Raw genomic sequence first — 13,446 nt, 5'->3', positions numbered from 1 at the left:
GGCAAAGACAGCTCGTACCCCGGCACCATCCCGCCCGCATCACCGCTTCGCGATTGGACCTCCCGCGCCGATTTGCTAGACCCTGCCGCGCATACAGGAAAGAACCCCATGACCCTCTACGAATACCGCGTCGTCCCGGCGCCCAAGCGCGGCCTTAAGGGCAAGGGCGTCAAAGGCGGCGAAGCCCGTTTCGCCAATGCGCTGGAGACCGCGATCAACGATCTGGCCGCCGAGGGCTGGGACTATGTCCGCACCGACACCCTCCCCTTCGAGGAACGCGACGGGCTGATGTCGAAAAGCACCAGCTTCCAGAACCTGCTCGTCTTCCGCCGCCCCCGAAGTGAGGCCGAGGAGATCTCGGATGAGACGCGCGAGGAAATCCTCGCCATCGCACCCCCAGAGGCGGCCGAGCCGGAGCCGGAGCACCCCCCTCTGGCCGCGCGCCGCGACGACGACGACCCCGATGTCGATCCCTCGCGCCTGGCCGCGACGCTCGACGATGTGCCGGAAGGCCCCAGCCCGCAGATTACCGCAACGCGCCGCGACACCGACAGCTAACGGATGTCCAAAGCCAGCGCATGGATCCGCCCGATCAGGTCGGGTCCAAGCGCCGCATGCACCGCCCGATGCCGGGCCACGCGCGACATATCGCCGAGTGCGGGCGCGGCAATCGTCACGTGAAAATGGCTCTCCCCGCTGCCATCATCGCCCATATGCCCAGCGTGGCTTGTGCTATCGTTGCGCACGCTGACCTCCGCGCCGGGCCACTCTGCGACCAATCGCGCCTCTATCTCGTCTGCAACCGCCAATTATTTTCCTCCTGCCTCTTCAATCCTTGGACCCGATGTTTAAACTCCCACGCTCGAGTCGAAAAGCGAGGCAGAGCAGATGTCCAAAGACGATCCGTTCGGGTTCGACATGTCCGTGTCGTCAGCCAAGAAAAAGAACCCCCGCGCCCGCAGGGGCATGTCCGGCGCGTTCGAGACGTCTACACGGGTCTGCGATCACCCCAATTGCCAGGAGGCGGGCAAATACCGCGCCCCCAAAAGCCCGGATGTCCTCGACGACTATTACTGGTTCTGCAAGGACCATGTTCGCGAATACAACACCAAATGGAATTTCTTCGACGGCGCGACCGAGGCGGAATATCTCGAACAGGCCGACAAGGACCGCGTCTGGGAACGCGAGACGAAACCCTTCGGCAAACGCTCCGAGGAACAGCGCGCCTGGGCCCGGCTCGGCGTGGACGATCCCCATCAGGTACTGGGCGAAAACGCGACCCGCAATCCCGGCAAGGGCGCGGGCGTCCGCAAGCTGCCGCCCACCGAACGGCGCGCCATCGATATCCTCGAAGCCAAGGACAACTGGACCAAGCCCGAGATCCGCAAAGCCTACAAGGCGCTTATCAAGGTGCTGCATCCGGACATGAATGGCGGCGACCGCGGCCACGAAGAACAGCTGGCAGAGGTCGTCTGGGCCTGGGACCAGATCAAGGCCAGCCGAAATTTCCGGGATTAAACCGATACGCGCATTGGTTTGATTCACTGGGCGTAATCGGATGCGCAGCATCTGCGGGCCCAAACCCATGATCTAGAAAGACAGGTTCCAGCCAAGTATCTTTCTTGGGACGGCGGGCGGGGCGATTTTGGGACGGCGGGCGGGGCGATGCGCGAGGCCGCAGGCCAAGCGCGAGCGCCGGACCGCCGGACGTCCGGGCTGCCTTTACAGATCCTCGTCGTCCGTCACCTCACCCTTGCGCAGATCCAGCATCATCAGATGCGCTCCGGCCAGCATCCCCGCCAGAACGACCAGCAGGACCGGTGCCTCCACGAGCGTGATCGCAACCGAAATCGGCCCATAGATCGTGCCATATCCCGGCAAGGCCAGTGTTCCGGCCACCACCGCCCCGAAAAGCGCGACCCAGACAGCCGTCGCCAAGGCCCGCACCGCGCCTTGCCATCCCGGAAACCCAAGATGCGCCTCGCCGGTCTGGTAGGCAATCGCCGATCCCAGCATCCCGCTCAGGATGACCCAGAACTCATAAAGCCCGAACTCGGTCATGAAACCGCTCCGCATCTGCCGGACCACCGTATAGGCGATAAGCCCGCCATACAGCGTGATGGCCAGCATCACACGGCGGCGGCGCAGTTGAGCGAAGCTGCGGCCCCAGATGCCGCGCGTGTCACGTCCCATATAAAACTCGAATAAAACCCCTGGGTTCGGTTTTGGCGCGACTCCGCCGATATTTGAAAGGCTTTCCAAGAAACCAGACAGAAACGGTCAGTTTCAGCCACCTTTCTGACAGCCTTTCGCCCCGATTGCCGTCAGACGCTCGCCTTCTGCGGGACATCGCGCCGCATCCGGCGCGCCATGATGTGGATCCCACTCATCAAGATGATCCACATCAGACCCGCCGGCCAGATAACGATCAGCAAAAGCAGCCCGGCAAAGGACAGCTCCAAAGCGTCCCGAGCAATCGCGGCGATCATCGTGTCATTGACCAAGATGATGCCGATCGAGGCTGTCAGACTGCCGATCCATGTCGCAAGCAATGCCCCGCCCAGCGCCAGTTGCAGGCCGATCCAGCCAGACCGGCCGAACAGCTGGGCCACGGCCACACCTCCGATCACGCCGCCCAGTCCTGCGAGGACAAGAATGAGGGCCGACTCTTGGTTCGTCCCCGGACACTCGCCGATCCCGCAAAACCCGATCGACACGCAGATCGCGGCGGTCACGCCCATCGCCAGCCCAATCGCCGCGTAATTCCATATCGTCATACCGGATCTCCCGTCCTTGCATCCGCTGGCAGATCACCCGCCCGGCTCCGCAACAGCCCTGCCCCTCTCGTGCAGCTTTTACGCAGATCCCATCCCGTGCGGCACCCCTTCCCCTTGAAGGCCCTCGCGATATGTTGCATCCCCGATCCGATCTTCCCAGAACGAAAGCCTCCCGCCATGGCCGACGGCACCCAGACGCCCGCTTCGAAACCGACCGAGGATATCTCGGTGCGCGATACGTTCGGCCTCGACACCGACATGAAGGTCAAAGGCTTCGCCGAGCGGACCGACCGCGTCCCCGAGATCGACACGACCTACCGCTTCGATCCCGACACGACGCTGGCGATCCTCGCGGGCTTCGGCTGGAACCGCCGTGTCATGATCCAGGGCTATCACGGCACCGGAAAATCGACCCATATCGAACAGGTCGCCGCCCGTCTCAACTGGCCTTGTGTGCGCGTCAATCTCGACAGCCACATCTCCCGGATTGACCTGATCGGCAAGGACGCGATCAAGCTCAAGGACGGCAAGCAAGTCACCGACTTCCAGGAAGGCATCCTGCCATGGGCCCTGCGCAATCCCTGCGCCATCGTCTTCGACGAATACGATGCGGGCCGCGCCGATGTCATGTTCGTCATCCAGCGCGTGCTCGAGGTTGACGGCAAGCTCACCCTGCTCGACCAGAACGAGGTGATCGAACCCCACCCCTCCTTCCGCCTTTTCGCGACAGCCAACACCGTGGGGCTCGGCGACACGACGGGCCTTTATCACGGCACCCAGCAGATCAATCAGGGTCAGATGGACCGGTGGAGCCTTGTGGCCACGCTCAACTATCTCAGCCACGACGCCGAGGCCGCGATCGTTCTGTCCAAGAACCCGCATTACAACACCGAAAAGGGCCGCAAGACCGTCGACCAGATGGTCACCGTCGCAGGCCTGACCCGTACCGCCTTCATGAACGGAGAGCTCTCGACCGTGATGAGCCCCCGGACCGTCATCGCCTGGGCTCAGAATGCCGAGATCTTCCGCGATATCGGCTATGCTTTCCGCCTCAGCTTCCTCAACAAATGCGACGAGCTCGAACGCCAGACGGTCGCCGAATTCTACCAGCGCTGCTTTGACGAGGAACTCCCCGAAAGCGCTGTCAGCATGGCGCTCGGCTAGGATCAGCCCAGACCGGCACGGCCAAAGAGCATCAGGTCTCTGGCCATACCGGTCCGCGCAAGTCCCTATCGGTCGAAAAAGTCGAAGGCAGCGGACGACCACAAGGGATCGACGCTCCGCCTGCGCGACAGATATTCCGCCTGATCCAGCGGCGCACCGCCAAGCATCAGCGACCGGTGCGCATCGAAGCTCTCGAAGATCCGGCGCGCCAGATCGTCGTCATTGGCCACGCCCGCGACGACCTCAAGCGACTTGGTCGCAACCGCATCCCAGACCTCGTCCGGCAACAGCGTCGGCTCGACACCGTATTCCTCGATCATCTGCGTCAGCGCGATCCCGCTATTACCGTAGTAATCCGACGAATGGCGCGAGATCTCGATCTCGCATGCCGTTTCGATGATATAGCGGTCGCGATCCTCCAGACTGTCCCAGAAAGCCGTGTTCATCCCCAGCGATGCCATCGTCCCGGGCTCGTGGAAACCAGGATACATGTATGTGCTCAGCAACTTCTGGAACCCGAAATCCAAATCGTTATAGGGCCCGACCCATTCGGTCGCATCGATCGTCTGCTCGAACAAAGCTGTCACGATGCCGCCCCCCGGCAGCACCACGGCTTCGGCGCCCAGCTCCGAAAGAACCTGCCCGCCCAGCCCCGGCATCCGCATGGTCAGACCGTTGAAATCCTCGGCGCTTTCGATCGGTTTGCTGAACCAGCCGCCCATTTGTACGCCAGTGCCGCCCACCGGCAGCGATTTGACACCGAACGGCGCGTTGACCTCATCCCAAAGGGCTTGGCCCCCGCCATAGGACAGCCACGCGGCCTGCTCCACCATCGTTAGCCCCAAAGGAACCGTGGTAAAGAAGTTGAGCCCCCGGTGTTTGCCCTGAAAATAGTATTCGGCCGAATGATACATCTCGATATCGCCGGCTCCGGCGGCATCATGCACCTCCAGGGCACCGACCAGCGCGCCGGGACCGTAAATCTCGACGGTCAGCCGCCCCTCGCTCATCTCGGTGATGTTTTTGGCCACGCGCGCCGCGCTATCGGCCAATCCGCCAAGGCCCGCGGGCCAGGATGTCGCCATCCGCACCGTCCGCGTCGGCGCCGTCTGCGCGATGGCTGGCGCGGCAAGCAGTCCGGCGGCGCCCGCAAACCCGCCCCTGAGGACAGAGCGGCGTGTGGATCTCGCTGTAGTGTTCTCGATCGACATTGTCATTTTCCCCACCGCCTAAAGCAAATCTGACAGAATGCGTTTGCGGCCTTCGAAATACGAGGCCTCCCCGATATCGCTCCACCCGGCGACATCCCTCAGAAAGAGCAGATAAGACTCGACCGCGCCCGCCCGACTTTCATCCAGCCCCTGCATGTCTTCCAAAAGCGCCCGGCCCGCCTCCATTTGGGCCTGCCATAGCTCCGGCGCCTCATCCAAGAGCGTCACATCGGAGGAGATCGCGGTAAAGGCTTGCGCATTGCGATAGGCGGCCTGCGATCTGACCTGGCCGTTATGTGCAGCCGCGCAGCGCTCGATCAGAAGTGCCCCGCTCTCGCCCAGCTCCGCGACCAGATCCCGGTTCACGCCCAGCGTGATGGCCGAACTGGGAAGACCCGCGCTCGGAGCGCACAGATAGGGGAAGGTCTGGTGAAGATCGCGTTCGACGATCTCCTGAACGGACAGCCCTTCAATCCCGAATGCCTCCGTCATATCCGCGCCAAGCGCCACCGGTGACACGCCCATCCGCTCCCAGGCAAGCAGGCCCGCGCCCATGCTGGCGATAGGCCCCTGAATGGACGCGATCGAGGTGATCGGCTCCCGGCTCCAGATCGGCATCGGGCCCGTATCACCGGCCAGAAAAGAGGTGACATTCGCGGCCTGACCAATCCGGTCCCAGACAGCAGCGCCGGAGCTGACGTAGATCCAGGCCTCCATCTCCTGAGACGCCATCCCGCCCGGCATCGCCGAGAACAGCATCAGCGCCGGATCGTCCGCCACAAAGGCCGCGTCGGACGCCAGATAAAGATCCGCCGACCCGTCTCCAACGGCCTCGCGAAACCCGGCCGCCTCTTCGGCAGGCCGAACCGAAAGATCCAGCGTGACCCGCCCATCCGACAGGCGCGCGATCCGCTCGGCCAGACGCGTTCCATCCTCGCTGCGATCCGTGATCATGCGCAACCGCCGCGCAGCCTGGGCCAGCGCCGGAGCCGCCAGCCCGATCCCGGCGCCTCCCGCCAGTCCCGCCAGAACAGATCTTCTTTTCATGCCAAACCCCTTCGCGACCCTGAGCCCTACCGACCTCAGGATCGTGACGAAAACATGACGCAGATCATTTAAAATCAATACAAAATTGGGGCCCGATCCAGCCTCCCCGGCCAAGCTTGAACTAGCTCCTCACCCGTCTCTCAAACCGACCCTGCCGTCTTTGCCTGCTCAAATATCCCCGTCGGAGGCTCCCGCCCGTGCCGCTCACCCGGCGCCCGGATCCGGCAGAGGCATCGCGCCACATCCCCTTGCGGCCCCGCCCTCCGGGCCCTACCTTGATACTAGCGACACAGAAGGACCCGCCCCGAATGGCCATGCAGGCACGCGATATCGAAGATCTGATCCGCGACAGCTTTCCGCAGGCGAAGATCACGATCAGCGATCTGGCCGGAGACGGGAACCACTACGCCGCCGAAGTCATTGACGAAAGCTTCCGCGACATGAACCGGGTCCAGCAACAACGCGCCGTCTATGCCGCCCTCAAAGGCAAGATGGACGGCAGCAACGGAGACCTCCACGCTCTCGCTCTCACCACAAAGGTGCCGGAATGATGCTTATCCTCCTCCTCGCAGCCGCCCTCGCAGGCGCTTTGATCTTCACCGCACAGGCCGGACCCAGACAGGACCGCCTGCCCGTCCGCATTCGCAAGGACGAGGACCGCAAGCGCCTGCCGCACCGCAAGAAATAGCCAGACGCAGCGCACCGCGCCGCTCTGTTGACCGATATCCGAAAGGACGATGACCCGATGACCACCGACACCCCGACCGCCGAAGCCCAGATCAAAGACACCGTGGCCCAGAACGACGTCGTCCTCTTCATGAAAGGGACCAAGGAGATGCCCCAATGCGGCTTCTCCTCGCGCGTGGCGGGCGTGCTCAACTTCATGGGCGTCGATTTCAAGGACGTGAACGTGCTCGCCGATGAAGGCCTGCGCCAGGGCATCAAGGATTATTCCGACTGGCCTACCATTCCCCAGCTCTACGTGAAGGGAGAGTTCGTCGGCGGCTGCGATATCATCACCGAGATGACGCTCTCGGGCGAACTGGACGATCTGCTCGACGACAAGAAGATCGCCTTCGACAAGGCCAAGGCCGACCAGATCCGCCAGTCCAACGCCTAACCCTCCAGCCGCGCCTCGACTGCATCGGCCAGCGCCTCGGCCCGTTCGGTCGCGGCGCGCAAGCCCGTCACATCCGGCGCGCTGACCGGCGCGGCCCCGCCTTCGGTCGACGCCCGGTCCGCCAGCATCAGCCCCGACATCAGCAGCATCTGCGTCTCCGTCATCCGCCCCGACTGGCTCGCAAAGGCCTGCGCCTCCCGGTCGAGCATCCGTGCGGCCGCCTCCAGCGACGGCTCCTCGCCGTCCTGACAGGCCACATCGAATGTCCGGCCCCCGATCGTCAGCTTCACCACCGCCATCACGCATCCTCCCCGATCACAGGCTCCAAAGCGGCCAGAACCGTCTCTACCTCGGCCTTGTCCGCCGCCCGCGCCGCCTTAAGCGCATCAAGCTCCGCCGCCAGTGCCGCATTCACCAGCGACGCATCGGCAAGACCCGCCGCATTCGCCTCGCGCAACTGCGTATTGACCGAACGAAGCGCGTCATTCGTCGCCCTGAGCCGCTGCAGATCGCTGTCGAGCCGCGTCATCTCCTCGGCCTGCCGCGACAGCGACACCTCCAGCTCGTCCATCTGCCTGAGCTGATCCAGACCTTCCGAGATCCGCGCCAAAGCGCGCTCCAGCCGGGCTTCCAGTTCGCTGCTTTCGCTCATCCGCCTGCCTTCACCTTTCCCGCCGCCCGGAAAAGTCCGGAGCGGCCTGCTGCCCGATTCGCCGCCGGGCCTGTCTCAAAGTTTCGCCGATTGACGCCAGAGCCGCAAATCACCGGGCCGCGCGGTTGCGCTCCGCGTCGCCCCTGCTATGCAATCGGCCAAGCTCTGCCGCTTTCCGAAAGGACCGTTTCCAGTGGATATCGATACCCTCCGCGCCACCCATCCCGATCATTTCGCCCGCGCTGCCGCGATCCGTGTGCTCACGCTCGATGCAGTCGCCGCCGCCAATTCCGGCCATTCCGGCATGCCGATGGGCATGGCCGATGTCGCCACGGTCCTTTATTCCAAGCATCTGCGCTTCGATCCCAAGGCCCCCGACTGGCCCGACCGTGACCGCTTCATCCTGTCTGCAGGTCACGGCTCCATGCTGCTTTACAGCCTGCTCTACCTCACGGGTTACGAGGCGATGACGCTTCAGCAGATCAAGGACTTCCGCCAATGGGGCGCCCGCACCGCAGGCCATCCCGAACATGGCGAGGCGCCGGGGATCGAGACGACCACCGGCCCGCTCGGCCAAGGCATCGCCAATTCCGTTGGCTTTGCCATCGCCGAAGAAGCCCTGCGCGCCCGGTTCAGCGACCGGGTCGTCAACCACCACACCTATGTCATCGCCGGTGACGGCTGCTTGATGGAAGGCGTCAGCCAGGAAGCCATTGCCTTCGCGGGCATGCAGCAGCTGTCCCACCTCGTCGTCTTCTTCGACAACAACAACATCACCATCGACGGCACCGTCGATCTGGCCGACCGCACCGACCAGACCGCGCGCTTCGAAGCCTCCGGCTGGCATGTGCAAGAAATCGACGGCCACGACCCCGACGCCATCGATGCCGCGATCACCGCGGCCAAGGCCGATCCGCGCCCGTCGATGATCAACTGCACCACCAATATCGGCTACGGCTCGACCGCGCAGGACACCTCCAAGGCCCATGGCGCTCTGACCGATGCCGATCTCATCGCGGACGCCAAAAAGGCCTATGGCTGGACGACCGGCCCGTTCGAAGTGCCGGATGACACCAAATCCTGGTGGGAAAGTCTCGGCAAACGCGGCGCCGAGGCGCGCGCCGACTGGCAGTCGCGCTATGACGGTCTGTCCAGCACCAAGCGCAAGCAATTCGATGCCGCCCTCAGCGGCGAGGCCCCCTCCAAGCTTTCGGCCACGATAAAGGCGCTGAAAAAGCAGATCTCGGAAACCGCGCCGAAACACGCGACCCGGAAATCCTCTGAAAACGCGCTCGAGGTCATTAACCCGATCTTCCCCGAGACTATCGGCGGCTCCGCCGACCTGACCGGCTCGAACAACACCAAATCAGGCGATATGACGATCTTCTCGCCCGAGAACCGCAAGGGCCGCTACATCCATTACGGGATCCGCGAACACGGCATGGCCTCCGCGATGAACGGGATCATCCTCCATGGCGGCCTGCGCCCCTATGGCGGCACGTTCATGGTCTTCACAGACTATGCCCGCCCCGCCATTCGCCTCTCCGCGCTGATGAAGCAGCCGGTCATCTACGTGATGACCCATGACAGCATCGGCCTGGGCGAAGACGGCCCGACCCACCAGCCGGTCGAACATCTTGCTGCCCTGCGCGCGATCCCGAACCTTCAGGTGATCCGCCCCGCCGACGGTGTGGAAACCGCCGAGGCATGGGAGATCGCGCTCCAGACCACCGACAGACCCACGATCCTCGCCCTCTCCCGGCAAGGCCTGCCCACCGTCCGGACCGAGCACAAGACCAAGAACCTGACCGCCCAGGGCGGCTATGTCCTGGCCGAGGCCGAGGGCAAGCGTCAGGCGATCCTAATGGCCACCGGCTCCGAGGTTTCCGTCGCGCTCGCCGCCCGCGATCTGCTACAGGCAGACGGGATCGGCACCCGTGTCGTCTCTATGCCCTCGATGGAGCTCTTCGCCGCCCAAGAGGAAAGCTATCGCAAGCGCGTCCTGCCTGGCGGCGCGCCTGTTCGCGTCGCCATCGAGGCAGGTGTCCAGCAAGGTTGGGACCGCTACCTGTCCGGCGAGCGGGGCCGCAAGGCGAAATCCGGCTTCGTCGGCATGTCCAGCTTCGGCGCCTCCGCGCCCGCCGAAACCCTCTTCGAGAAATTCGGCATCACCGCCGAGGCCGCCGCCCAAAAGGTGCGCGATCTTCTCTAGGCACGCATCCCGCGACCGCCCCGGCCCCTGCGCCGGGGCCTCTCGTCCAAAGACGCGCGGCGGCTGGACGCAAGGCTGGTTTTGGCCCGTTGCGCCGCTTTTCGGCGAACGCTCCGTTAACCCGGCTGCCGTATCAAAATTCACCGACACGATACCGACCGGATACCGACGTGATACCGAAGGCCCAAATGACCCCGTTCCGCGCCGTTAACCCGAATCTCCTGGACGGGCCGGCGAAGACCCGCCCGCCGCACAAGCCTGCGCGCGGCCTCCCCTGGCGACACCCCCGATGACCAACAGCATCGCCATCGGCCTTCTTCTTGTAATCGCAGGGTTTTTCGCCCTTGATTACTATGTTCTCGAGCTCGATGCCCCGATTTTTCTGGGCAAAAAGGCGTTCGAACTCATCGAATACCTCGCCTTCTGGCGTTGACCTTTCGGCCCCGATGGCAATGGTGGCCCCAACCAGTAAGGAGGATGTCTCATGACCGTCAAAGTCGCCATCAACGGCTTCGGCCGCATCGGCCGCAACGTGCTTCGCGCCATTATTGAATCGGGCCGGACCGACATAGAAGTTATTGCGATCAATGACTTGGGCCCGGTCGAGACCAACGCCCATCTCCTGCGCTACGACAGCGTTCACGGCCGGTTTCCCGCTCAGGTCTCCACGACAGAGGATAGCATCGACGTCGGTCGCGGCCCGATCCGCGTCACCGCGATCCGCAGTCCCGCCGATCTGCCCTGGGGCGATGTCGATATCGTCATGGAATGCACCGGCATCTTCACCTCCAAAGAGGCCTGCCAGGCCCATCTCGAAAACGGCTCCAGCCGCGTCTTGATCTCCGCTCCCGGAAAAGATGCCGACAAAACAATCGTCTACGGCGTCAATCACGACAGCCTGTCCGCCGATGACGTCATCGTCTCGAACGCCTCCTGCACCACGAACTGCCTGACGCCGGTCGCCAAGGTCCTGCACGACACGTTCGGCATCAAACGCGGCTTCATGACCACCGTCCACAGCTATACCGGCGACCAGCCGACGCTCGATACGATGCACAAGGACCTCTACCGCGCCCGCGCCGCCGCCGTGAACATGATCCCCACATCGACCGGCGCGGCCAAGGCCGTCGGCCTCGTCATGCCCGAACTCAACGGCAAACTCGACGGCGTCGCAATCCGCGTGCCCACCCCGAATGTCTCGGTCGTCGACCTTACGTTCGAGCCGGAACGCACTGTTACGGCTGAGGAAATCAATGACGCCATGCGCAAGGCCGCAGGCGCTGGACCGCTCAAGGGCATCCTCGGGATCGTCGACGATCAACTTGTCTCGTCCGACTTCAACCACGACCCGCATTCGTCGATCTTCGCGACCGACCAAACCAAGGTCCTCGACGGCACGATGTGCCGGATCCTGACCTGGTACGACAACGAATGGGGCTTCTCGAACCGTATGTCCGACACCGCAGTCGAGATGGGCAAGTACCTCTGAAAACAGACCGCCCCGGCCTCGCGCCGGGGCCTTCGCCCTACTGACAGATCCGGTAGCCGCCTTTGCGCGACTTTACGTCGAGATGAAGATGATCGTCATGAGTGGCATCCGTGCCGGGTCCCAGAACGGTGGTAAAGCTCAGGCAAGCCCCGCCGCGCACCGCCCGCTGGAACGCTTCCTCGATCGTCCCCGCATCCGCCCGGGGCTCAATCGCGAGTGAGGTGCCGTCCTCGAACCGGAACCCCATCACATCGACCGCATTTCCAAAGGAATGTTCGCTCAGCTTGCCAGTTGCGGCATTGTTCCGGCGACGACAGATATAGGTCGAGCCGTGATCGATCCCGGTCACGGCCCCTTTTTCTTCCATCATCTCGGCGGCAGGCAGCACGATCCGCGCCGTCCACTCCGCCAAAGCCACAGCCGTCTCGCAACGCATCATCGCATCGGGCTGGAGCGTGAGCCCCGGCACGATCTCGGACACCATGACAGGTCGTGTGATCCCGCAATCGCCGTCCGATGGATCAGAGACAGCATCCCGCGTTTCATAGACCGTCCTATAGTTATCCAGATCCGCCAGACAGGCCTCAAAGGCATCGTCCGTCTCCGTCAGCCCGACCCGCACAGGCGGGGTCAGTGCGTCCTGCGCCTCCGGGGCGACGATCTCCTCGCGATCCTCCGGATCGGGCCGCGCCATGGGCGTAAGGGACGTATCGGGCGCCAGATCCTGCGCCAGAAGCGGTCCCGCAAGACAGATCAGAACCAAAGCGGCCCTCACTCGATGAACTCCACGCTCACCCCTTGCGTGACCATCTGCGCCAGTTCCTGCACATCCCAGTTCGTCATCCGGACGCATCCATGGCTCTGGCTGACGAACAGCTTCGCAGGCTCCGGCGTGCCGTGGATCCCATAGGTCGGCTTGGACAGATCGATCCAGACCAGACCCACCGGACCGTTCGCGCCCGGCGGCAGGGTCAGCACCTCGTCGTTGTCGCCCTGCTGAAAATTCACATCCGGATTATAGGTGTAAGTCGGCTCCACCGCGACCGCGTTGACCTCGACCTTACCGGAAGGCGACGGCGTCGACTCCGAGCCTACCGCAACCGGATAGTTGCCAAGAACGGCCCCGCTTGCATCTAATGCCTCAAGGCGCCCCGTCGCCTTTTGCACCAAGATCCGCGCCACCTCTCCGGTCGCATCCGCCTTGGGATACACGACCGTGATCGTCTCGCCTTCGGCAAAGGAGGCGCCCGGGTTCATCGTGACCAGAAAATCCTCATCCATGTGAAACTTCTCGGCCAAAGCCTCGGCCCCGCTCTCGTAGCCCAGCCGGTCCAGTTCGGCGAGCTTGGCGTAATCCTCGGGCAGCGTGCCGCCCACATGTTCAAGATCGGCCGCCGTGATCGTATAGGTCCCGGCCACCGGCGCGCCGCTGCCTGCGCCCAAAGCCTCCCAAACCTCGGCATCCAGCTCCCCGTCCACAGTCAGCCCCTCGCGCCGCTCGAACGCCTTAAGCGCGCTCTCCACCATGCCGCCCTTATAGCCGTCCACCACGCCGGGCGAGATATCGGCCCGATCCAGCAGCACCTGCGTCTTGACGGCCAGGGCCGTCTGCCCGTCCGCCAGCGGCGCGCCGTCGAACGTGGCAGAGTTGATCTCTTCGGGGGTGAGCGCCATGGCGGGCGCGGCCGTGCAAACGGCAAGGGAAAGGGCTAGGAAGCGGGTCATCTGAAAAACCTCTGTGTTATCTGCTCTCTAGCCAACTCCGAACCGGTCA

The 13,446-nt window shown here is 63.6% G+C and carries 18 protein-coding genes; 9 read left to right on the top strand and 9 right to left on the bottom strand.

The features are described from left to right. The coding region (locus AAD018_RS13695) for a DUF4177 domain-containing protein (protein WP_412005272.1) at positions 1 to 558 on the top strand (558 nt) is incomplete at its 5' end. Here the strand turns inward: AAD018_RS13695 and AAD018_RS13690 are convergent. Beyond that, positions 555 to 809, bottom strand: coding sequence for a BolA family protein (locus AAD018_RS13690; protein ID WP_367314653.1), 255 nt, complete (start codon positions 807 to 809; stop codon positions 555 to 557). The two genes, AAD018_RS13695 and AAD018_RS13690, sit on opposite strands and share 4 nt — an antisense overlap. A gap of 79 nt (positions 810 to 888) precedes the next feature. Between AAD018_RS13690 and AAD018_RS13685 the strand changes: the two genes are divergently transcribed. Further along, positions 889 to 1,518 carry a DnaJ domain-containing protein gene (locus AAD018_RS13685; RefSeq protein ID WP_367314652.1) on the top strand — a complete coding sequence of 210 codons (630 nt, stop codon included), beginning with the start codon at positions 889 to 891 and terminating at the stop codon, positions 1,516 to 1,518. Between the two features lie 204 nt (positions 1,519 to 1,722). Here AAD018_RS13685 and AAD018_RS13680 read toward each other — a convergent pair whose 3' ends face one another. Both AAD018_RS13680 and AAD018_RS13675 read right to left on the bottom strand, forming a co-directional pair. Beyond that, positions 1,723 to 2,193, bottom strand: a complete 471-nt coding sequence (locus AAD018_RS13680; protein ID WP_367314651.1) for a hypothetical protein — start codon at positions 2,191 to 2,193, stop codon at positions 1,723 to 1,725. 131 nt (positions 2,194 to 2,324) lie between these two features. Continuing rightward, positions 2,325 to 2,777: a hypothetical protein gene (locus AAD018_RS13675; protein ID WP_367314650.1), complete on the bottom strand. Its 453-nt coding sequence runs from the start codon at positions 2,775 to 2,777 to the stop codon at positions 2,325 to 2,327. Between the two features lie 177 nt (positions 2,778 to 2,954). Here AAD018_RS13675 and cobS point away from each other — a divergent pair, with 177 nt between their 5' ends. Continuing rightward, positions 2,955 to 3,941 (top strand): cobaltochelatase subunit CobS, encoded by a 987-nt coding sequence (gene cobS, locus AAD018_RS13670; RefSeq protein ID WP_367314649.1) that lies wholly within the window; start codon positions 2,955 to 2,957, stop codon positions 3,939 to 3,941. Between the two features lie 65 nt (positions 3,942 to 4,006). Here the strand turns inward: cobS and AAD018_RS13665 are convergent, their stop codons facing one another. Both AAD018_RS13665 and AAD018_RS13660 read right to left on the bottom strand, forming a co-directional pair. Beyond that, the gene (locus tag AAD018_RS13665) at positions 4,007 to 5,152 is read right to left on the bottom strand and encodes a TRAP transporter substrate-binding protein (RefSeq protein ID WP_367314648.1); all 1,146 of its coding nucleotides are present in this window, start codon (positions 5,150 to 5,152) and stop codon (positions 4,007 to 4,009) included. Positions 5,153 to 5,170: 18 nt separating this feature from the next. Continuing rightward, positions 5,171 to 6,199, bottom strand: a complete 1,029-nt coding sequence (locus AAD018_RS13660; protein WP_367314647.1) for a hypothetical protein — start codon at positions 6,197 to 6,199, stop codon at positions 5,171 to 5,173. A 308-nt stretch (positions 6,200 to 6,507) separates the two neighbouring features. Between AAD018_RS13660 and AAD018_RS13655 the strand changes: the two genes are divergently transcribed. The 3 genes from AAD018_RS13655 to grxD are packed head-to-tail and all read left to right on the top strand — an operon-like array spanning position 6,508 to position 7,319. After that, positions 6,508 to 6,750 (top strand): BolA/IbaG family iron-sulfur metabolism protein, encoded by a 243-nt coding sequence (locus AAD018_RS13655; RefSeq protein WP_367314646.1) that lies wholly within the window; start codon positions 6,508 to 6,510, stop codon positions 6,748 to 6,750. Beyond that, positions 6,747 to 6,887, top strand: a complete 141-nt coding sequence (locus AAD018_RS13650; protein WP_367314645.1) for a hypothetical protein — start codon at positions 6,747 to 6,749, stop codon at positions 6,885 to 6,887. The genes AAD018_RS13655 and AAD018_RS13650 overlap by 4 nt, the downstream gene beginning before the upstream one ends. Positions 6,888 to 6,944: 57 nt before the next feature. Next, a complete protein-coding gene (gene grxD, locus AAD018_RS13645; RefSeq protein WP_367314644.1) occupies positions 6,945 to 7,319 on the top strand; it encodes a Grx4 family monothiol glutaredoxin in 375 nt (124 codons plus the stop codon). Here the strand turns inward: grxD and AAD018_RS13640 are convergent. Both AAD018_RS13640 and AAD018_RS13635 read right to left on the bottom strand, forming a co-directional pair. Beyond that, positions 7,316 to 7,618, bottom strand: a complete 303-nt coding sequence (locus tag AAD018_RS13640) for a cell division protein ZapA (RefSeq protein ID WP_367314643.1) — start codon at positions 7,616 to 7,618, stop codon at positions 7,316 to 7,318. The two genes, grxD and AAD018_RS13640, sit on opposite strands and share 4 nt — an antisense overlap. Next, a complete protein-coding gene (locus AAD018_RS13635; RefSeq protein WP_367314642.1) occupies positions 7,618 to 7,971 on the bottom strand; it encodes a hypothetical protein in 354 nt (117 codons plus the stop codon). Before AAD018_RS13635 ends, AAD018_RS13640 begins: the two co-directional genes overlap by 1 nt. 193 nt (positions 7,972 to 8,164) lie before the next feature. Here AAD018_RS13635 and tkt point away from each other — a divergent pair, with 193 nt between their 5' ends. The 3 genes from tkt (at position 8,165) to gap (ending at position 11,672) form a co-directional block, all read left to right on the top strand. Continuing rightward, positions 8,165 to 10,183 (top strand): transketolase, encoded by a 2,019-nt coding sequence (gene tkt / locus AAD018_RS13630; protein WP_367314641.1) that lies wholly within the window; start codon positions 8,165 to 8,167, stop codon positions 10,181 to 10,183. A gap of 289 nt (positions 10,184 to 10,472) precedes the next feature. Continuing rightward, positions 10,473 to 10,616 (top strand): hypothetical protein, encoded by a 144-nt coding sequence (locus AAD018_RS13625; RefSeq protein ID WP_367314640.1) that lies wholly within the window; start codon positions 10,473 to 10,475, stop codon positions 10,614 to 10,616. 51 nt (positions 10,617 to 10,667) lie between these two features. Further along, a complete protein-coding gene (gene gap, locus AAD018_RS13620) occupies positions 10,668 to 11,672 on the top strand; it encodes a type I glyceraldehyde-3-phosphate dehydrogenase (protein WP_367314639.1) in 1,005 nt (334 codons plus the stop codon). Positions 11,673 to 11,709: 37 nt separating this feature from the next. On the opposite strand, the gene AAD018_RS13615 is transcribed toward gap, so the two are convergent. Both AAD018_RS13615 and AAD018_RS13610 read right to left on the bottom strand, forming a co-directional pair. Then, positions 11,710 to 12,447: an extensin-like domain-containing protein gene (locus AAD018_RS13615; protein WP_367314638.1), complete on the bottom strand. Its 738-nt coding sequence runs from the start codon at positions 12,445 to 12,447 to the stop codon at positions 11,710 to 11,712. Further along, positions 12,444 to 13,397, bottom strand: a complete 954-nt coding sequence (locus AAD018_RS13610) for a L,D-transpeptidase family protein (protein WP_367314637.1) — start codon at positions 13,395 to 13,397, stop codon at positions 12,444 to 12,446. Before AAD018_RS13610 ends, AAD018_RS13615 begins: the two co-directional genes overlap by 4 nt. Between the last annotated feature and the right edge of the window lie 49 nt (positions 13,398 to 13,446).

Origin of the sequence: Aestuariibius insulae, assembly GCF_040783535.2 — a bacterium.
In the GTDB taxonomy this organism is placed as follows: domain Bacteria; phylum Pseudomonadota; class Alphaproteobacteria; order Rhodobacterales; family Rhodobacteraceae; genus Aestuariibius; species Aestuariibius insulae.
This window is presented reverse-complemented; position numbering and strand designations above follow the sequence as displayed.

What these genes read in the sequence shown, in the direction of transcription:
- AAD018_RS13665 (WP_367314648.1), bottom strand. Translation starts at nt 5,152, where the DNA reads ATGTCGATCGAGAACACTACAGCGAGATCCACACGCCGCTCTGTCCTC.
- gap (WP_367314639.1), top strand. Translation starts at nt 10,668, where the DNA reads ATGACCGTCAAAGTCGCCATCAACGGCTTCGGCCGCATCGGCCGCAAC.
- AAD018_RS13610 (WP_367314637.1), bottom strand. Translation starts at nt 13,397, where the DNA reads ATGACCCGCTTCCTAGCCCTTTCCCTTGCCGTTTGCACGGCCGCGCCC.
- AAD018_RS13655 (WP_367314646.1), top strand. Translation starts at nt 6,508, where the DNA reads ATGGCCATGCAGGCACGCGATATCGAAGATCTGATCCGCGACAGCTTT.
- AAD018_RS13675 (WP_367314650.1), bottom strand. Translation starts at nt 2,777, where the DNA reads ATGACGATATGGAATTACGCGGCGATTGGGCTGGCGATGGGCGTGACC.
- AAD018_RS13650 (WP_367314645.1), top strand. Translation starts at nt 6,747, where the DNA reads ATGATGCTTATCCTCCTCCTCGCAGCCGCCCTCGCAGGCGCTTTGATC.
- AAD018_RS13635 (WP_367314642.1), bottom strand. Translation starts at nt 7,971, where the DNA reads ATGAGCGAAAGCAGCGAACTGGAAGCCCGGCTGGAGCGCGCTTTGGCG.
- AAD018_RS13685 (WP_367314652.1), top strand. Translation starts at nt 889, where the DNA reads ATGTCCAAAGACGATCCGTTCGGGTTCGACATGTCCGTGTCGTCAGCC.
- grxD (WP_367314644.1), top strand. Translation starts at nt 6,945, where the DNA reads ATGACCACCGACACCCCGACCGCCGAAGCCCAGATCAAAGACACCGTG.
- AAD018_RS13640 (WP_367314643.1), bottom strand. Translation starts at nt 7,618, where the DNA reads ATGGCGGTGGTGAAGCTGACGATCGGGGGCCGGACATTCGATGTGGCC.
- AAD018_RS13625 (WP_367314640.1), top strand. Translation starts at nt 10,473, where the DNA reads ATGACCAACAGCATCGCCATCGGCCTTCTTCTTGTAATCGCAGGGTTT.
- cobS (WP_367314649.1), top strand. Translation starts at nt 2,955, where the DNA reads ATGGCCGACGGCACCCAGACGCCCGCTTCGAAACCGACCGAGGATATC.
- AAD018_RS13660 (WP_367314647.1), bottom strand. Translation starts at nt 6,199, where the DNA reads ATGAAAAGAAGATCTGTTCTGGCGGGACTGGCGGGAGGCGCCGGGATC.
- AAD018_RS13680 (WP_367314651.1), bottom strand. Translation starts at nt 2,193, where the DNA reads ATGGGACGTGACACGCGCGGCATCTGGGGCCGCAGCTTCGCTCAACTG.